The organism is Paenibacillus sp. FSL E2-8871 (assembly GCF_038000345.1).
Lineage (GTDB): Bacteria > Bacillota > Bacilli > Paenibacillales > Paenibacillaceae > Paenibacillus_AQ.
Genome location: NZ_JBBOBV010000001.1, coordinates 3,251,365 through 3,271,760, shown reverse-complemented (window position 1 = coordinate 3,271,760; position 20,396 = coordinate 3,251,365). Strand labels below are relative to the sequence as shown.

At 47.1% G+C, this 20,396-nt stretch carries 14 protein-coding genes and 1 other annotated feature; all 14 genes read left to right on the top strand.

Annotated features, from left to right (window positions below; translation table 11 throughout):
• The 14 genes from ccsA to NYE25_RS14980 all read left to right on the top strand — a co-directional run bounded on the left by ccsA (position 1) and on the right by NYE25_RS14980 (position 20,382).
• Positions 1–828, top strand: coding sequence for a cytochrome c biogenesis protein CcsA (gene ccsA / locus NYE25_RS15045; RefSeq protein WP_076286483.1), 828 nt, complete (start codon positions 1–3; stop codon positions 826–828).
• Positions 829–833: 5 nt separating this feature from the next.
• Complete coding sequence (locus tag NYE25_RS15040; RefSeq protein WP_341146258.1) at positions 834–1,481, top strand: precorrin-2 dehydrogenase/sirohydrochlorin ferrochelatase family protein; 648 nt, start codon at positions 834–836, stop codon at positions 1,479–1,481.
• A gap of 440 nt (positions 1,482–1,921) precedes the next feature.
• Complete coding sequence (gene hemC / locus NYE25_RS15035) at positions 1,922–2,875, top strand: hydroxymethylbilane synthase (protein WP_341146257.1); 954 nt, start codon at positions 1,922–1,924, stop codon at positions 2,873–2,875.
• A gap of 5 nt (positions 2,876–2,880) precedes the next feature.
• Complete coding sequence (gene cobA, locus NYE25_RS15030) at positions 2,881–4,434, top strand: uroporphyrinogen-III C-methyltransferase (protein WP_341129034.1); 1,554 nt, start codon at positions 2,881–2,883, stop codon at positions 4,432–4,434.
• 587 nt (positions 4,435–5,021) lie between these two features.
• Positions 5,022–6,020: a porphobilinogen synthase gene (hemB, locus tag NYE25_RS15025; protein WP_341146256.1), complete on the top strand. Its 999-nt coding sequence runs from the start codon at positions 5,022–5,024 to the stop codon at positions 6,018–6,020.
• 78 nt (positions 6,021–6,098) lie between these two features.
• Positions 6,099–7,400: a glutamate-1-semialdehyde 2,1-aminomutase gene (gene hemL / locus NYE25_RS15020; protein ID WP_341146255.1), complete on the top strand. Its 1,302-nt coding sequence runs from the start codon at positions 6,099–6,101 to the stop codon at positions 7,398–7,400.
• Positions 7,397–8,332, top strand: coding sequence for an RluA family pseudouridine synthase (locus NYE25_RS15015; RefSeq protein ID WP_341146254.1), 936 nt, complete (start codon positions 7,397–7,399; stop codon positions 8,330–8,332). The genes hemL and NYE25_RS15015 overlap by 4 nt, the downstream gene beginning before the upstream one ends.
• Before the next feature lie 361 nt (positions 8,333–8,693).
• Positions 8,694–10,064: a LysM peptidoglycan-binding domain-containing protein gene (locus NYE25_RS15010; RefSeq protein WP_341146253.1), complete on the top strand. Its 1,371-nt coding sequence runs from the start codon at positions 8,694–8,696 to the stop codon at positions 10,062–10,064.
• Between the two features lie 342 nt (positions 10,065–10,406).
• Positions 10,407–10,690, top strand: a binding site (T-box leader).
• 62 nt (positions 10,691–10,752) lie between these two features.
• A complete protein-coding gene (locus NYE25_RS15005) occupies positions 10,753–13,452 on the top strand; it encodes a valine--tRNA ligase (RefSeq protein WP_341146252.1) in 2,700 nt (899 codons plus the stop codon).
• A 5-nt stretch (positions 13,453–13,457) separates the two neighbouring features.
• Positions 13,458–14,834, top strand: coding sequence for a bifunctional folylpolyglutamate synthase/dihydrofolate synthase (locus tag NYE25_RS15000; protein ID WP_042191194.1), 1,377 nt, complete (start codon positions 13,458–13,460; stop codon positions 14,832–14,834).
• Positions 14,835–14,840: 6 nt separating this feature from the next.
• Complete coding sequence (gene murC, locus NYE25_RS14995) at positions 14,841–16,220, top strand: UDP-N-acetylmuramate--L-alanine ligase (protein WP_341146251.1); 1,380 nt, start codon at positions 14,841–14,843, stop codon at positions 16,218–16,220.
• A 280-nt stretch (positions 16,221–16,500) separates the two neighbouring features.
• Entirely contained in the window at positions 16,501–17,667 is a 1,167-nt protein-coding gene (locus NYE25_RS14990; protein ID WP_341146250.1) for a GGDEF domain-containing protein, read from the top strand.
• A gap of 22 nt (positions 17,668–17,689) precedes the next feature.
• Entirely contained in the window at positions 17,690–18,862 is a 1,173-nt protein-coding gene (locus NYE25_RS14985) for a GGDEF domain-containing protein (RefSeq protein WP_341146249.1), read from the top strand.
• A 335-nt stretch (positions 18,863–19,197) separates the two neighbouring features.
• Positions 19,198–20,382, top strand: a complete 1,185-nt coding sequence (locus tag NYE25_RS14980; protein ID WP_076300737.1) for a glycosyltransferase — start codon at positions 19,198–19,200, stop codon at positions 20,380–20,382.
• Positions 20,383–20,396: the final 14 nt, after the last annotated feature.

Genomic DNA, 20,396 nt, shown 5'->3' with positions numbered 1-20,396 from the left:
ATGCAACTGCTGAACGGAATATATGATGCCGCTCTGCTGCTATATGCCCTGAGCCTGCTGTTTGTTTTCTCGGATTGCCTTTATCGCAACCCGAGTGGGAAGCGGTTAGGCACGGGGCTTCTTGTTGTTGTGGGTCTTTTGCAAGCTGCAGGACTGGGGATTCGTTTCTCTCAGGAGAAGGGACTGCCCATTTTCACACCTTATGATTTCTTATTCTGGTTTGCATTTAGTATTGTGCTGACTTCGCTTGCGGTGGCTTTCACACGTGGAGGCGAGTTTACGATTCTGCTGCTTAGTGTGGCTGGATTCTGTGTTTTTCTCCTAAATCGGGTGTGGCTGACGGCGGGGGGACATACGCTTGAGACTTGGAGCTCGGTGTATGGCTGGTTGACAATGCATGTGATTTTGGCCAATTTGAGTTTTGCCGCACTGACACTTGGGACGGTATTTGCAATATTGTACTTATTCCTGCACACCAGACTCAAAAGCAAGCAATGGAGTGACCGAATTCGTCGTTTACCGAACTTAGAGACTACAGATAAATATTCTTACACCGCTATTCTGGTGGGGACTCCTTTGCTGGCAATCTCTCTGGTGGTGGCTAGCTTATCTATTGTTTCTGAGGGACGGACACTATTATTGAAGGATTTAAAAGTACTAACGACACTTATTGGCCTTGGAATTTACATATTTTATATTATCTTTAAGAAATCCGGGCGGAAAAGTGGAGTAAGTATGGCTCGCTGGGCGATTTTAGGATATGCTTTTACTATCTTGAATTTTTTGTTGAATTCTTTATCTGGTTTTCACGGTTGGAGCGGGGAGTGAAGAGCATGACTCGGTATTTGCCCATAATGCTGGATTGTGAAAAGCAACAGGTTGTGGTTATTGGCGGTGGTGCCGTGGCTGAACGGAAGGTGAGTGGGCTGCTGGAAGCTAGAGCGGTGGTTAAGATGATTAGTCCCTCTTTGACAGATACGCTTGCCTCTCTAGTGAAAAAGGGTCTCATGACCTGGCATGACCGCCCTTATGCTCCCGGAGATCTCCGTGGGGCCTTTCTCGTATATGCAGCCACTAACGATAGAGTGATTAATGAAGAGGTTGCGCAGGAGTCTAGGCGACTTGGCATTCATGTGAATGTGGCTAGCCATGCGGAAGCGGGGGATTTTATCACGCCCGGAGTTGTACGTAGGGGGCGTTTGACGGTAGCTGTATCTACTTCGGGTGCTGGTCCGCTTGCGGCTGCGAAGATTAAAAGTGTGCTTGAAGAGGCGCTGGATGCGGCGTATGAGCCATATTTGGATTTTGTACATACCATGCGAACCCGGATTAAGGAACAAGAATCTTCTGCTGAAGTTCGTGGCAGACTTTTGCGGAAGCTTGGGACGCTCGATGTGTTGAATGAAATGAGAAACGGTAGCTTTATCGCGTGGAGCCCGGAGGATATGGATGCTTGGATTGCTGATCATCGGGCGGAGTAAAAGTGCGCGTGGACACTGTGAAGATTACAAAATTAGGTTAGATTAATGATATGAGAAAAATAGGCTACTGTCGGGATAGGTGAGATAGCGGTAAAAGTACTGATGAACTAATTAGAGATGAGCAAAACAGCGAAAAGAGGGACAAAAATACCTCTCAATTGAGCTATAGTCGCTGAAGAAGCTAAATGAGGTGTATAAATACCCCTGAATTAGCTGAAAACGGTCGTATCAGCGAAAAGAGGGACAAAAATACCCCAGAATTGAGCTATAGTCGCCGAAGACGCTAAATGAGGTGTATAAATACCCTTGAATTAGCAGAAAACGGCCATATCAGCAAAAAGAGGGACAAAAATCCCCCTTAATTGAGCTACAACCTCGGAAGTACTATATATGTTCTACGGTGAAGAGTAAGAGGCAGACGCTATCAGGAGGAATGGACAATGCGTAAGATTATTGTGGGGAGTAGACAGAGTGCGCTTGCGTTGACGCAAACAGGGCATGTAATTGCTGATCTGGAGCGACTTAGTGAGGAGCATGGGTTTGGATTTACTTTTGAGGTGAAAAAGATTATTACCAAAGGGGACCGCATCCTTGATGTCACCTTGTCCAAGGTCGGCGGCAAAGGGCTGTTCGTGAAGGAAATCGAGCAAGCAATGCTTGAAAAGGAAATCGACATGGCAGTGCACAGCATGAAGGACATGCCCTCCGAGCTACCGGAGGGGCTGATCAACGGCGCTGTGCCGAAGCGTGTCGATCCGCGCGATGCACTGATCTCTAACGGAGGCGTCTCGCTGAACGAGCTGCCTCCTGGCGCACGCGTAGGCACAAGCAGCCTACGCCGTTCCAGCCAGCTAGCTGCGCTGCGGCCTGATCTGGTCATTGAGCCCGTGCGCGGCAACATTGACTCGCGGCTGGGCAAGCTGGAGAGCGGCGAATACGACGCGATCCTGCTTGCAGCAGCGGGGCTGTCACGCATGGGCTGGCAGGATCGCGTGAGCGCCTACCTGCCGCCGGAAGTTTGCCTGCCCGCTGTAGGGCAGGGCGCACTCGGCATCGAGTGCCGCGCAGATGACGCCGACCTGCGGAAGCTGCTGGCGTTATATAACGACGCCGATACAGCGTTGACGGTGGCGGCGGAGCGCACGTTCCTTGGCGCGCTGAACGGCGGCTGCCAAGTGCCAATTGGTGCTTATGCGGTGCTTGACGCAGCCGCGGAAGCCACTACTGCGGAGCACAAAATAATCTCCTTAACCGGAATGGTGGGAACACCTGACGGTTCAACGATTTTGAAAGAAACTTGCACTGGAGTGGATCCGGTACAGCTCGGCGAAGAAGTCGCTAAGAAGCTGATCGCAAGAGGAGCGGAGAAGATACTGTCAGACGTTAGGGGATGAGGGGATTGACGGGGAAGGTTTATTTGGTAGGTGCAGGTCCCGGGGACGCAAAGCTGATTACTGTAAAAGGCCTCGAGTGTATTCGAAAAAGCGACGTGCTGGTGTACGATCGGCTGGCAAGTCCTAGATTGCTGAAATGCATGAAGCCCGGCGGCGAGAAGATTTATGTTGGCAAGCTGCCGGATCGCCACACGATGAAGCAGGAAGAGATTAATCAATTGTTAGTTGATCTGGCTTTACAGGGGAAAACAGTGGTGAGGCTGAAGGGTGGGGACCCTACGATTTTTGGCCGCGTAGGTGAAGAAGCGGAGCTGCTGCGCAAAAATGGGATCTATTACGAAATCGTACCGGGTATCACGTCGGCGATCAGCGTACCTGCTTATGCGGGTATACCTGTCACGCACCGCGATCATGCTTCTTCCCTGTCGATTATCACCGGACATGAGAGTCCAGATAAACTGGATCATTCCATTCATTGGGATAAAGTAACGAATGCCACGGGGACGTTAGTATTCCTGATGGGCGTAGCTAAAATAGGATATATCAGCGCCCAGCTGATCAAGCATGGGCGTCCGCCAGAAACACCAGTGGCGCTGGTGCGCTGGGGTACTCGCGCAGATCAGGAGACGTTGACGGGAACCCTCGCCGATATTGAGGCGAAGGTGAAGGCTGCGGATTTTCAGCCGCCGGCCGTCATCGTTGTTGGCGACGTGGTGCTGCAGCGTGAGCAGCTGAAGTGGGCCGAGGCGATGCCGTTATTCGGCAAACGAATCGTGGTAACACGGGCTCGCAGCCAAGCGAGCGAGCTGGTGGATATGATTGAGGAACTCGGCGGTGAACCCTACGAGTTCCCGGTGATCGAGACGATCATGCCGGAAGGCGCAGAGAAGAAGGAGAAGATTGCAGCGGCGTTTGGCGCGCTGGAATCGTACGATTGGGTATTCTTCACTAGCCCGAACGGCGTGGAGTTTTTTTGGCGCCACTTAGCGGAGCAGGGGGCGGACATTCGGGGGCTTCACCGCGCAAGGATTGCAGCGGTGGGGCCGGGTACAGCAGCCGCGCTGGCGCAGCGCGGGGTGATTGCTGAGGAGCTTCCGGCGAAGTTTCAGGCGGAGGGTCTGATTGAGAAGTTCGGTCCCCAGCTGCTGCCGGGGCAGAACGTGCTGTTGCCGCGCGGCGATCTGGGGCGCGACTGGCTGCCGGACAAGCTGAGAGAGCTTGGCCTTCAAGTCACAGACGTCGATACCTATGAGACGGTTGTGACGGGTGAGGATGACGACGAGCTGCTGAAGCTACTGGAGGAGGGGCGCGTTCACGCGGTGACTTTTACTAGTTCTTCAACGGTGCGCAATTTCATCCACATTCTGAAAAGAATGGGGCTCGAAGATCCACTCCCATTGCTAGCTAACGTGAAAATAGCCTGCATCGGGCCATTAACTGAGCAGACTGCCGTGGAAGCGGGGCTTACCCCGGGACTGCTACCTGAAGAAGCAACTATTAATAGTCTGGTGCAGGAGCTCTGTCGCTGGAATGCGGAGACTCAGCTACAAAAAGCTTGAATTGACGCCAATAGAACATCGGCTTTACAACATCGTCTGTAGTTGTATCTAAGCTCGGAAGCGCCACGCCGCTATTGTAAGTAACTTAAGTAACATTAAATTGGCCACCAAACGCAGGTACTGTTGAAGCTCAGAGTATGATGGATGGCGAAGTTGTAAACTAACTGGTGTGTGTATGGGTGAGTAAGTTTATGTGTGTATGTATAAAGTTCACGCAGTTCTAAGTGATATATTAGATGTTGGGTACTTGGATTAGTATGCAATCTAGTGGAAATATAGCTTTTAATCTGGTTACGAGACTGGTATGAGGTCTGTTAGCATGAGGTCTGATTGAGGTTTAGTTGCACTTTATACACTTAAATTCCCTGGATATAAGCGAAGATCGATTTTAATTGTAATATGTGCAATTAAAAACGGGCTAAAACAGGGAGTTTCGCTCTTTTGTAATAAATAACTGTAGAGAGTGCAACTAAAGCTTACAGTTACGATATAACATCAAAATAACTGCACAAACTACAACTAAGCAGCCGCAGTTAGTCAACGATCGAGGGTTTGGTTATATATTTTATTTTCAGGAGGATGAACAAATGAGCTTTCCAATTACACGTCACCGTCGTCTACGCGGTTCTGCTGGAATTCGTGGTATGGTGCGGGAGACAGTACTGAATGTACTGGATTTTGTACAGCCTATATTTGTGACTTATGGAACAGGTGTGAAGAATGAGATTAGCTCGATGCCGGGCGTGTACCATTTTTCGCTGGATACTTTAAAAGCAGAAGTGGACGAGATTGCCGCACTAGGCATTCCGGCTGTGTTGCTATTCGGGATTCCTGAAACGAAGGATGCTATCGGTTCTTCCGGTTTCGCAGAGGATGGAATTGTGCAAGAGGCTACTCGCTTGATCAAGCAGTGGTACCCTGAGCTGTTGGTCGTTGCAGATACCTGCCTTTGTGAATTTACGGATCACGGACATTGCGGGATGGTGCATACGCATACGGTAAATGGTGTGGTACACGGTGATGTCATCAACGATGCTTCGCTAGAGCTGTTGACCCGTACGGCGGTATCCCAAGCTAAAGCTGGAGCAGATATTATTGCCCCTTCGAATATGATGGATGGATTCGTACACGCAATTCGTGCGGGACTAGACGAGAATGGCTTTGAGCATGTGCCGATTATGTCGTATTCGGTCAAATATGCTTCGGCATTTTATGGCCCTTTCCGCGAAGCTGCGGATTCAGCACCACAGTTCGGAAATCGCAAAACGTATCAAATGGACCCTGCCAATCTGCGCGAAGCGCTCCGTGAAGCAGAATCCGATGTGCTGGAAGGTGCAGATATGTTAATGGTGAAGCCAGCTCTGGCTTACTTGGACGTGATTCGTACGATCCGCGACCAGTTCGATTTGCCTCTTGTGGCTTACAATGTGAGTGGCGAATATTCCATGGTAAAAGCAGCAGCGCTGCAAGGCTGGATTGACGAGCAAGCCGTTGTGCTGGAAATGCTGACTGGCATGAAACGGGCCGGAGCGGATATTATTATTACTTATTTTGCAAAAGATGCTGCGCGCTGGCTGCGTAGTTAATCTCAATCACAACGATATCGCTGCAAAGGCAGCTGCCTTATACCTGTGTGACCAAGAACAGAATAGGAGTGAAGATAGATGAGTAATGAGCCAATGGCGCGTAAAGAGGAAGCGTCCCGCAAGGCTTTTGATGAAGCAAAACAATATATTCCCGGTGGGGTGAATAGCCCTGTACGGGCGTTCAAATCCGTAGGTTTGACTCCAATTTATGTGGATCATGGGGTCGGCTCGCGTATTTATGATATCGACGGCAACAGCTTTATCGACTATGTATGCTCATGGGGACCGCTGATTATGGGTCATGCGCATCCTGAGGTTGTAAAGGCATTGCAGGAGACGGCAGTAAAAGGGACAAGCTTTGGCGCACCAACTTTACTCGAAACAGAGATGGCAAAAACCGTTGTTGAACGTGTGGCCTCTGTAGATATCGTACGTATGGTTAACTCCGGAACGGAAGCAACGATGAGCGCGATTCGTTTGGCACGTGGTTATACCGGACGCAGCAAAATCTTGAAGTTCGAAGGCTCCTATCACGGCCACGCGGATAGCTTACTTATTAAAGCAGGTTCTGGTGTAGCCACATTAGGTTTGCCGGATAGCCCGGGCGTTCCTGAAGGTGTAGCAGTAAATACCATCACAGTTCCATACAATGATTTGGAGTCCACTCAGGTTGCTTTCGAACGCTTTGGCAGTGAGATTGCCGCAGTGATTGTGGAGCCGATTGCCGGGAACATGGGTGTTGTACCACCACTTCCAGGATTCCTGGAAGGACTTCGCAAGTTAACCTCAGACCATGGATCTTTGCTTATTTTTGATGAAGTAATGACAGGCTTCCGTGTCAACCGTGGCTGTGCTCAAGGATTGTTCAACATTACTCCGGATATCACTTGCTTCGGCAAAGTCATCGGCGGAGGACTTCCAGTAGGCGCTTATGGCGGCAAAAGAGAGATTATGGAGCAAATCGCTCCTACGGGACCGATTTATCAGGCGGGCACACTTAGTGGTAATCCATTAGCAATGGCAGCAGGATATACTACGTTGAAGCTGTTAACACCTGAAGTTTATGATCGGTTGGAGCAATTAGGGGCACGATTGGAAGCAGGCTTGAATAGGAATTCCATCGAGACTGGCATTCCGCTGACCATTAACCGCGTGGGCTCGATGGTCTGTCCGTTCTTCACGGAAGGACCTGTTACCAATTTCGAGACGGCTAAGACTAGCGACACGGACCTATTTCGTCGTTATTTTGGTCATATGTTGAGCCAAGGCATTAGCGTGCCGCCTTCACAGTTTGAAGGCATGTTCGTATCGGCTGCGCATAGTGAGCAGGATATTGATGATACCATTGAGGGCCATTATAACGCCCTGAAAGCCCTTTGATTAACGGAGCCGGAGATCGAACCGGTGGTGGAGCTTGGACTAGACGTGGAGAGTGGCTGGAAGTCACACCCGGCAAAATCATTACTGGAGCCGAGGACTCTGAAGCTGCAATTGACAAGTGGCTGCTGGAAACTGTAGGGATGCCTGAGAAGCTTCATCTGCGTCTGCGCCGCGAGGGAGGCATTCAGTGGAAGGGAGACCGACTTCGGTTGGCGCTTTTCCCTCATCGTGAAGCGGGTATTGAACCGGTATGGGAAGAGCTTGAGGTGCTGTATGAGGATGATTTTTGCTTGGTTGCCCACAAGCCGGCAGGCATGGCGGTTCATCCGGATGGTAGTGGCTTAGGTGTAACGCTGGATCACCTTGTAGCTGCGCATTATGTCGCTACCGGTGTTAGTGTAGCTGTAAGGCATATTCACCGACTGGACAAGGATACAACAGGCCCGGTGATGTATGCGAAGAATGAATTCGCTCAGCTTGTCCTAGACGAGAATATGCGTGAAAAAAGCATCTCACGGCTCTACGCCGCGATCGTCGAAGGCACAGTGCCGCCTACGCTTAAAGTGATCGACGCGCCGATTGGGCGCGATCGTCATCATGCGGCGCGGAGAAGAGTCTCACCCGGCGGACAGTCCGCCGTGACTCGAATCCTCGGACGCGAAGCACTGCATGGCGGGAGCCTGGTGCATGTGCAGCTGGAGACCGGAAGGACGCATCAGATTCGCGTCCATCTCAGCCATATGGGTCATCCCTTGTATGGGGATGCGCTATATGGCGGCCCGGTCTGGGCTTCCAGCGCTGCCGGCCGACATGCGCTCCATGGCGAGCTGCTGTCTTTCCGCCACCCTTGGAGCGGTGAACAACTGGAAGTAAGCGATCCGTGGCCGGAGGATATGCTTCAGCTGCGGGAGCTGCTGTCTGAAGCGCCTTGACGGCTACGTTATAAACCTGAGAATCGTGGTATCAGCAAATGCTGGTATTACGGTTCTTTTTTTATCTATTTTTTCGTAGGGTATATAATTTTCTGTTTTTTCAGAAAGAAGCATCTATCTATGTCCTAATAGCAAAAGCAGCATATAATACTTTGTTCATGCGGAGTAGTTCATCTATTGGCCGGCAGATAGGTTCGAATAGTCCCTGAATTTATGAAATTAATAGCATCCTGTCCGGTTAGTGCCACCAAAGTTGTCATGCCTTTCTGTTTGAAGCATATACATGTGGGGAGTAACATTTTGGGCTTATGCTCTGGGCCTGTCTCAGGGTTAGATTATGCCAAGAAGGAGGACATATCCCGTGTTTGATCAGTCCCACGGCTTGCGGTTTGATATTTATGAACGCATTCACCTATCGGAAGAGCTTCCGGGAATAGCTGAGCTGGAGGAGGTTGAACTACTTCCGGAAATCCAGGTGATTCAGCGGGAGGATCGTGCCGAGTTATATGGTCAGCTGTTGCTTACCGGACTCTACCGGAGTGAAGATGACCGAACACAACGTCTGGAGCATGCCATTCCCGTTGAAATCACTGTTCCGCTTACACGCGTCAGCTCGATTGAAGATATCGGGGTGGAGATCGAGAATTTTGATATTGATCTGCTCACGATGCGCACAGTGAATATAACAGGCGTATTATCACTGCGGGGAATCGGTGGTGCGGAGCCTCAACCACAACCGGCCTGGCAGCAGGAAGAGTACACAGTTGCTTATTCCCCTCTCAGTGATGACAGGGTAATCGAAGCATCTGCAGAGAACCAAGAGCACGAAACTGATGCACTTTATGAAAATTCACAGTGGACCTTTGGCGAGGATGCATCGGAGGTTGCCGTAGAAGAACATGAGCATGCTGAAGCGAATGCAGGTGCATCAGAGCCCTCTTTGGTCTCGAGTGGAGCTGGTCATTCGTCCCCTATAGTGAATTTCTCATCCGCTCATGAGAAGGACAAGGGCGCGAAAGCGCGGACGCATAGTCTGGATTCGCAAACAGAGGATTCCAAAGCAGGAATAGCGGATTACTGGTTTAAAGCTGAGTCACAGAATGAAGCTGAGGCCACTCAGCTGGATCAAGTTAGCCAGGCGAGTCAAGCGGATCAAGAGCAAGAAGCTGAATATACTTTTGCTTCAAGAGAAACCGCTGTTCCAGCAGCTATTGCTGATGCAGACCAAGATATCGCTGTATTTGCTTCTGAAAACGTGGCAAACCATGAGCTTCACGCACAAGAAGAGAATGCGCAGCCGATCAGTGATAATACGAACGAAGGCTTAGTTTCTCAGGAGACTGTGCCACATACCGAGGAGAAACAAGATCTTAAGATTGCGCTAGGAAGCAAGAAAGAAGCAGAGGCTCCAGCCAAAGAACATCTCACCTTCTCTTCATTACTCAGCTCTAGTCGTTCTCGTAAAGAACAAGAGGCTCTCCTATCTGAAGGAAATGCATCGGCTGCAGCGATCATTCCAGAGGCCGGAAATAATACGGAGTGGAAGAGCAGATTCATTGCTGGAGCAGATGGCGCTAACCTATTCCGTAAGGTTCGCCTTTGCATCGTGCAGCGTGAAGAAACGCTGGATACAATCGCAGAGAAGTATCAGCTAAGTGCGCGGGAGCTGGGAATGTATAATCGATTGTCTGGGCAGAGTGTAGAAGAAGGGCAAGTGTTGTACATTCCGTAATTGAATTACAATGCGTAATCATATGAATAGGTGAATCCCGATCTGATAGTAGATCGGGATTTTTGTCTAAATATAAGAATATATAAGTTTCACGTTATACATTATCCTTATATTTCTCGAATAAACGCTTACCGTCCGTAAAAGGACGTCGAAGGCGTTTATTCTTGTGTGACCGGAGAACGTTAGAATGTGGGGGATCTAACCAACGCAGAGTGATGAATCGAATGAAAATTCGACATATGCACGCTATAAGTCGAAATTCCGCTTAAAGTCCCGCTGTAGAAGCCTATTCAGGTTGACTAGGGATGACTCAAAATGTATTATGGAGTAAGCAATATCTAAGTAAAGACTGGGAACGGGAAGAGTAGGCGGTCAGCCCTTCAGAGAGCGGAATGCAAGTGCTGTGACATTCCGTAGGATACAGCCACCGAAGTCGCCCCGGAGTTGCCCTTCTGAGCTTGTCTTCATGGATATGAAAGATAAGTTAGGATGTGGCCGGTAGCAGCCGTTATCTGTACGAGTGTCGCGCTAAGCTTCTGAACCGCAAGGTGAGAGAAGTGCAGGTTTATTTTTCATTGGCGCGAAACAAAGGTGGTACCGCGAAAGAATGGCCTTTCGTCCTTTGAGACGAGGGGTCTTTTTGTTTTTTAGAAACCAACTACAAGTAACCAAGTGGAGGTATCAGAGAATGGCTGACCAAAACAATTTAACAGCGGCAGATGCTGCCGCTGCAAATGATTCTAAGAATGAAATGCCAACCACGTATGATCCGAAATCGGCAGAAACCAAGTGGTATTCCTATTGGACAGAGGGTGGATATTTCCGTGCAGGCGGGCGTCCAGACGCAAAAGCATACAGCATTGTAATCCCGCCGCCAAACGTAACGGGAATGCTGCACATTGGTCATGCGCTTGATTTTACGCTTCAGGATATCCTGATTCGTACAAAACGGATGCAAGGCTTCGACACGTTGTGGCTACCAGGTACGGACCATGCCGGTATCGCAACGCAGACAAAGGTAGAGCAAAAGCTGCGTGAGCAGGGAATTTCTAGACATGATCTCGGCCGCGAGAAGTTTCTGGAGCAGGTGTGGGAGTGGAAAGATAAATATGCGAACACCATTCATGAGCAGTGGGCTAAGATGGGGCTTTCCCTTGACTATTCCCGCGAACGTTTTACCCTGGATGAAGGGTTGTCGAAAGCTGTACGCGAGGTATTCGTTAAGCTCTATAATAAAGGCTTGATCTACCGCGGCAAACGCATTATCAACTGGGACCCGGCGGCTCGTACAGCATTGTCGGATATCGAGGTTGAATATAAAGAAGTTAATGGTCACTTGTATCATCTGCGTTACCCGCTCAAAGACGGTAGCGGATTTATTACAGTAGCGACCACACGTCCGGAGACCATGCTGGGTGATACAGCGGTTGCTGTTCATCCGGAAGACGATCGTTATAAAGATCTGATCGGCAAAACGTTGATCCTGCCGATTATTGGCCGTGAGATTCCGATTATCGCTGATGATTATGTAGACAAAGAGTTTGGTAGTGGTGCGGTTAAGATTACACCAGCTCATGATCCGAATGACTTCGAGATGGGTCAACGTCACAATTTACCGCAGATTAACGTGATGGATGAGAGCGGTACGATGAATGAAGAAGCAGGACCTTACCAAGGTCAAGACCGGAGTGTATGTCGTAAGGCTATCACTGCTGACCTGAAGGAGCAAGGTGTGCTGATCAATATCGAAGATCATGTGCATCAAGTAGGACACAGTGAACGCTCTGGAGCGGTTGTTGAGCCGTACTTGTCCACACAATGGTTCGTGAAGATGCAGCCACTCGCTGAAGCTGCCATCAATGCACAGAAGGATGGGAACGGGGTTAACTTTGTACCGGACCGCTTCGAGAGAACTTACCTGAACTGGATCGAGAACGTACGTGATTGGTGTATTTCCCGTCAGCTGTGGTGGGGACATCGTATTCCAGCATGGTATTCCGAGTCTACTGGTGAATTGGTTGTGGCAAATGACGAGGAAGAAGCGCGCCGGATCAGTGGTCTAACCGACTTGAAACAGGACGAAGATGTACTGGATACCTGGTTTAGCTCTAATCTGTGGCCTTTCGCCACACTAGGATGGCCAGATGAGAACAGTGCAGATTTCAAACGCTACTATCCGAACGATGTGCTCGTAACAGGCTACGATATTATTTATTTCTGGGTAGCGCGGATGATCTTCTCAGCTCTTGAATTTACCGGAGAAAAACCTTTCTCAGATGTATTGATGCATGGTCTGGTACGGGATTCCGAAGGTCAAAAAATGTCCAAATCACTCGGGAATGGCGTAGACCCCCTTGAAGTAATCGAGAAGTATGGCGCAGATGCAATGCGTTACATGATTTCTACCGGAAGTACAGCTGGACAGGATCTACGCTTCCGTTGGGAAAAGGTTGAGCAGGCGCGTAATTTCGCCAATAAGATCTGGAACGCATCACGCTTCGCGTTGATGAATTTGGAAGGCGTAAGCTTTGACAATATTGACATTTCGGGTGAGCTAAGTACTGCTGATCGCTGGATTTTGCACCGTCTGAACGAAACTTCTCGTGAGATTACGCGTCTAATTGACTCGTACGAGTTCGGTGAGACCGGTCGCCAGCTGTACAACTTCATTTGGGACGATCTATGTGACTGGTATATTGAGTTCGCGAAGCTGTCACTTTACGGATCAGACGCCGCGGCAAAAGCGAAGACACAGTCTGTACTTGCCTATGTACTAGACCGTACAATGCGCTTGATTCATCCGTTTATGCCGTTTATTTCGGAAGAAATCTGGCAGCACCTTCCGCATGAAGGGGAGACGATTACGCTGGCTGCATGGCCGGAGTATGATGCTGCTCTGGAGAATCCGCAAGCCGTAGCGGAAATGAACCTGCTGATGGATGTAATCCGGGCCGTTCGTAATATCCGGGCTGAAGTGAATGTACCGATGAGCAAAAAGGTTGAATTGATCATCAAAGCGGGTAATGAAGAGACGCTGAGTATTATCACCCGTAACGACAACTACATTGGACGCTTCTGTAATACGTCTTCCTTCGAAGCTGGCCTGAATCCAGAAACGCCGGATAAGGTAATGTCCGCTGTAGTAACAGGAGCAGAACTGCTTCTGCCATTGTCGGGACTCATTGATATTGAACAAGAAATCGCTCGTCTGGAAAAAGAAGTACAGACGCTGAACAGCGAAGTAGAACGCGTAGAGAAAAAGCTGAGCAATCAAGGCTTCGTGGCCAAAGCTCCTGCTAAAGTTATCGAAGAGGAACGGGCGAAGCAGGCAGATTATTCTGCTAAACGTGAGAAAGTACTTGCCCGCATCGCAGAGCTGAGAGGATAAGAGACATGGATGACCTAAATCGGGGCGGAAGTACCGCCCCTCTTGCGACATACACCGAAGCGGTTGATTGGATCAAGAGCCTAATCCCTTTTGGGATACGGCCAGGTTTAGATAGAATCGAGATGTTGATGGACAAGCTGGGAAATCCGCACCGTCGGCTGAAGTTTATTCATGTGGCGGGTACGAACGGCAAAGGTTCAACTTGTGCTTTTTTGACTAGTGCACTTATACAAAGCGGCTATTCAGTAGGCACCTTTACATCTCCGTATATTACAAAGTTCACGAACAGGTTCCAATATAATAATACGGACATCTCTGAAGAAACGCTTGTCGAGCTGGTTAACCAATTACGTCCACTAGTCCAAGAAATTTCGGAAACGGAGTTTGGCTCACCTACGATGTTCGAGGTAACTACAGCAGTGGCCATTCTATTTTTTGCGGGCGTCTCTTGTCCTGATGTTGTCGTATGGGAGACCGGGCTTGGGGGAAGGCTGGATGTAACGAACATCGTGACTCCGATTGTTTCTGTGATTACTAATGTTGGTCATGATCACATGGATATTTTGGGAGATACGCTAGAGAAGATTGCAATGGAGAAAGCCGGAATTATTAAGACTGGCGTACCTGTTGTTAGCTGCGTAACTCAGCCGGAAGTCGTAGCGGTTCTGAAAGAGAAAGCAGCGGCTTGCCGCTCTACTCTTTATCTTGCCGGAGAAGATTTTAGCTATGAGGCTAATGAAATCCGTGAGGATGTGCAGACTTTTCATTTTAAGGGTCCCTTTCGTTCGCTTGAACTTGGGATCGTAATGAAAGGCGAGCACCAGATTAGCAATGCGGCAGCTGCCATGATGGTACTTGAGGTTCTGCGTCAGTATATGGCCTTTATGCTTGAGGATGAAGATGTGCTTGAAGGTTTGCGCCACGCATTCTGGGCTGGAAGGCTGGAAGAGGTAAGCAAGTCTCCAAGGATTGTACTGGACGGAGCACATAATCCGGAAGGTGCGGAGAGTCTTGCAAAAAGTCTGCCTCAGCTCTATCAATACGGTAAATTAAATTTACTTATGGGAATGCTGTCAAATAAGCATCATGAATCCTACTTTAAGCATATACTGCCTATAGTGGATACGCTCATCCTGACCGAACCGGATTTCCAGAACAAAATGGACGCGGAGAATCTGCAAGTTATCGCAGAAAGTCTGCGGGAGAAATATGCCAAGGAAAACTTGGCAATCATAGTAGAACATAATTGGGGAAAAGCGCTGCAGCTACTGAAGTCGATTACAGCGGAGGATGACCTTGCCGTCGTATCTGGTACGCTGTATTTAATCTCTGACGTACGCGGTACACTTTTGCAGCAACCCGATACTGAAAAAGGCTGGTGACGACTGTTGGATACTACTGAACGTGTGCATTTTATAGGGATCGGCGGCTACGGAATGAGCGCGATTGCCCGGGTAATGCTAGAAATGGGATATACAGTTACGGGCTCCGATGTGGCTGCCCAAGAATTAACGGATAAATTGATTGCTAAAGGTGCCAAGATTTATATCGGGCATACAGCAGAACAAGTAAAAGGTGCGGATCTAGTCGTATACTCTACGGCTTTGTCTAGTGATAATGTGGAATGGGTGGAAGCTGAGCGTCTTAAGATTCCAATTCTGCATCGTTCGCAAATGTTAGCCCGTTTATTGAATGAACGTAAAGGGGTAGCCGTTGCTGGAGCACACGGGAAAACTACCACCTCCTCCATGATTGCACTTGTGATGGAAGAGTGCGACGTTGATCCAACGTATATTATCGGTGGAGAGATTATGAATGTAGGTACGAATGCAAAGGCGGGACAAGGTGAGTTTGTAGTAGCGGAAGCGGATGAGAGTGATGGCTCTTTCCTGCACTATCACCCTTGGCTTGGGATCGTTACGAATGTTGAAGCGGATCACTTAGAAAATTACGACGGAGACTTTAACCGTCTTAAGGCTGCATACGTGCAGTTTATGAACCAAACGCGCGAAGATGGAACTGCTATAGTATGCTCTGATGATGAGAATGTGATCTCTCTTTTACCTGAAGTAACAGGTAAGGTGATTACTTATGGCATCAAGTCGAACACTGCAGATTATATTGCCACTGATATCGTTCTAGGCGATCGTCAGGTATCGTACACGATGAATCATAATGGAGAAGTGCTTGGACGGATTGAACTCTCTGTTCCTGGACAGTACAATCTTTATAATTCAATGGCAGCGGTAATCGCTTGTTTGAAATCAGGGATTTCTTTCGAGAAAATTGCTGAAGCGATTGTGAAATTCCATGGTGCGAAGCGCCGTTTTCAAGTGCTCGGAGAAGTCAATGACATTCTGGTCATTGATGATTATGCGCATCATCCTACAGAGATTCAGGCAACGATCAGTGCTGCCAAGGCAACAGGAAAACGGATTATTGCGGTATTCCAGCCTCAGCGCTATACACGTACTTTCTTCCTGTTAGATGCTTTCAGCCGTGCCTTTAGCGAAGCCGACGAAGTCATCATCACCGATATTTACTCTCCGGCTGGAGAGAAACAGATCGAAGGTGTTACTTCTGCGAAGCTGGTTGAGCTAATCGTTAAGAACAGTAATGCGGGCGCGAGACATCTGCCAACCAAAGAAGATGTTCTAGCTGATCTGACACCTCGTATTGCTCCAGGTGATCTGGTGATTACGATGGGCGCAGGCGATATCTGGAAGGTCGGATACGCACTGGCAGACGGGTTGAAGAAGAAGCATTAAGTTTACAAATTGAGGCTAATTCGAGGATATTTATATTCTCTATTCAATAGCACTTCCCAAAAATTTCGTTCAGATAATCCTTGTGTTTATCTGAAGGGAGTTTAGAGGGAAGTGTTTTTTGGTATTGTTAACGTATTTACTGATATAGTTATAAAGTGCTATAGTGCTGTCAGAAGAGGATCGATTTTTCAACGTATATTTGGGATCCCCACAAAGTACCCGAGTACGCATCGAAGCAAAGCCGCACTTTGTGGGGATATTTTCGCATAGGTGGTGACGTATGAGCTCCCTGCTTGAAATTAGAACACTGATTTATTTGTTTATTTTCGGAAATTTATTTATATTGTTGCTTATAACCAATTATCGAAGTACCGCTGTTAAAGATACAGCCTCCACCTTGTTCATCCGATCAAAGGAAGTGCAGCTACTCTTTTGGTGTTCCATTTTATTATGGGATTATCTCCCTCATGCGTTGTCCATTCCGCTTAGCAATGCTCTGATGCTTGGAGGGTGCTGTCTCGAAATTACAGCGTTACTGCTGATGATGGGAGTACTGGGGCCAAGAATAAAGCGATATTACATCATTCTTTCGATATTGAGTACAATCAGTTTTAGTATCATCGCATTATTTTTTAATCAAACCAACTTGCGTATCGCCTGTACTTCACTTTGGTCTATACTGTTTGTAGTTTATCCGGCTTATCATCTAACTGTGAATAAAAAGGCTACACCTCTTCAAAAAATATTAGGTGTATTATTTTATGTATTTGCAGCGATTATGCTGATGCGGGCACTTGTTGCACTGATTTGGGAGCCCGAGATGAATGTGTTCTCCACCAATCTTACGCAGTATTTGTATTATCTGGGGATGTATTTATTATTTATTGTGGGGGCTGCCGGTTTTATTCTACTCTCAAATGAGCATTCCTTCGTCAAACTAAAAAGAATAGCCAGTTATGATGATTTGACTGGGATTCTAAACCGTGGGGCATTTCTTCAGGAAGCGGAGATAAAGCTTGAAAAGGCAGTTCGAGAGCATGCCTACTTCTCATTTTTGCTATTGGATTTGGATTATTTTAAACAGGTCAACGATACTTATGGTCATGATACCGGTGATATTGTGCTGGAAGACTTCGCATCGACGATTAAAGATAATCTCGGAAATGGCGATTTGTTTGGCAGACTGGGGGGCGAGGAATTCGCAGTCATACTCTGTGGGGTAGATGAGCAAAGCTGCGACCAGAAAGCTGAAGCGCTTCGTGAGACGATAATGAATAATTCCACTAATAAGGTTCAACAGGGGTACACAGTTAGTATAGGTGTAATTACGATCATACCAGATCAGGAGATCTCGATAAATAAGTTGTACAAGCTAAGCGACAAGGCGTTATATCAGGCCAAACAAGAGGGAAGAAATAGAGTCATCAGATACCGATATGTATACTGAGAGTCAGGAATACTAGGGGGAGGTGAACTTCACTTATATGCATCTGGATCTCCAGACACTGCTGATGTGTCTCTTTTTGTGGCAATCGTTCACGGTGCTGCTTATCGTGGTATATCGTTTGCGTTATGCGCAGGAACAGACTTCTTCATTGTTTATCACAGCAAAATATTTGCAACTAGCAGCCTTGATCCTTTTATTGCTGAAGGATTTTATGGATTCGCCGCTCAGTCTACCGATCATAGCACTTCTTGCTTTGGCTGGAGGTACGCTCGAAAGCTTGGCGCTTCTAATGCTTCTTAGAGTATTTGGGAGCAAGGTTGAGAGATATTATTCTATATTATTCGGAGTATCCATTCTCGTTGTGGTGCTTATGTATTTGTTGATGCCAGAGGATCCGCTCGTTATTCCAGTCGCTTGTCTGGCTGGAGTTCTGATTATAGCCTATCCTGCTTATATTCTATGTCTGAAGGTCATGGAGACTTCGCTACAAATAATAATGGGACTGCTATATTGTATTGTCATCTTATCGTTGGCGGGTAGAGCTTTAGAACCGTTATATTCCGTGTTAGGAATCGATACACAGGTTTCACAATTCCTTTATGTGTTTTTTTATCTCGGGATTTATTTGTATATGTTTCTAGGAACCGCTGGAATTATGCTGCTTTATAGAGAGGATTCCTTTGCAGAAATGGAGCGGGTAGCAACTTATGATGAGTTGACCGGTATTTTGAATCGCAGGTCGTTCGTTCTGCGTGCTCGGCCTTTAATAGCTGCTTCAGCGATGAAGAAACTGCCCTATTCTTTTTTACTGCTGGATGTCGATCACTTTAAGAGCATAAATGATAATTACGGCCATAATACAGGTGACCAAGTACTAACTGATTTGGCGTCTAAAATAGAGCAACAGCTTGGCCATGGTGATCTGATCGGAAGATTTGGGGGAGAAGAGTTCGCAGTGCTCCTGCACAGAGCCGATGAGAAGAGTAGTGATGTTATTGCTGAAGGAATGCGCACAGCTGTTATAGGTTCAATGATTCATGGCGTACCGCTACACTACACGATAAGTATTGGAGTCATTACGATAGAATCGGGCGAACGTTTTTCTCTAAATAATCTCTACAAACTTTGTGATAATGCATTGTATCAAGCTAAGAAAAAGGGTCGGAACTGCGTTGTTAGAAGCTACGAAATATAAAAGTGTCTTCCTTTCGTCATTAGATGAGGAAGACACTTTTTTGTTTGCATAGGGAATAGTTCAGAATACCTAACGAGTATAAAATTTTGGAATAGAAAATTCATGTTCGTGTATTACTGGAAAAGTAGTTTTTTTGCTTGAATCTTCAAAAAAATAGCGATATATATAGGTTTATCGCAATGATTTTCGAATAAAGCATGAAAATATATAAAAATTTTAAAGGTTTCCCTATAAATCGACAAAAATTTTATGTGAAATGAGTTACTATTGAACTGCATCTAAAGTTGCAGTGATAAGTAGAGAGAATTTATATAAAAATTCAAGGAGCCAGAGTCATGCGAGAAAGAATGCTGTTCCTTTCAGCACAGAATCAAAGCGCAGAGGATCTAGAAGGAGAAATGAGAACAGGGAGTATTCTCGAGATTTTGCTAGGGAAATTTGATATTGATTTGCTGACGTATGCCAGTACGCACAAGGATATGTCTACAAATGATGGAACTGCACTAACGGTTCATTACATTAACGGGTGCATTACCTCGTGGAGATCTATGCTGCGTCCCTTACATATATTACGGAATTTCACTAATCGGAGTCATGCGGAGAAAGACATGAAGAGTACCATCATGGAGCTTTGTAGATCGAATAATTACAGACATGTATTTATATCGCATAGCTTGCTGGGAAATTGCATTGATATGGTTCGTAATCTGCTTCCTGAGGCCAGTGTTATTACAGATACGTATCGTTTTGAGAGCGGGCTTGCCGTTGGAAAAGAAATTGGGAAGCCGAGCAGCAGTAATCCTTATTATAAACTAAATGAGGCTTTGGTTCGGCGGAATAAGCGGAGACTAATGAATAAAACGGGTGTACTCTTGGCAACCTCGGAATGGGATGCCCTTTCATTCAAATCTCTATCCTTTGCGGATGCCCGTAAAGTTCATGTTGTTCCTCATTTCATAAAAATGAATGAATACGACGCTTTTACTGAGCCTGTTGCAAAAGAAAATTCAATGGTTCTGCACTGGAATATGAACACCAGACAGGGGATTAAGGCTGCCCAAAACTTCTTTAAGAAAAGCTACCCTTTGATTAAAGAACAAGTGCCTGATATCAAGTGTTACATCACCAGTCATGAGGTTCATACGGATGTATTGTCGCTTGTAAAGGATGATGTATCAGTTATTATCACTGGACCTTTGAAACCGTCTGCTGATTATATACGTCGTGCTAAAGCGGTTCTTGTGCCTATTCTTGAAGGTTGTGAAGTCTCCAGAAACATTCTGGAATCATGGGCACTCAAAACGCCGGTGGTTACAAGTTCTATAGTATGCGAGCGATTGAACTGTGAGCATAACCGTAATATTTTGCTTGCTAATACCTCAGTTGATGTTGTTGCTAGTGTAATAACGTTGTTAAAGAATCCTGAGATGGCAACGATTATTGCTGATCGGGCGCATCGCACATTGTTGAAGGATTACGAAGTGAATTATGTGAAGAATAAGATTCTTAGTCTTGTGTAAAAGGTACCGAAAAG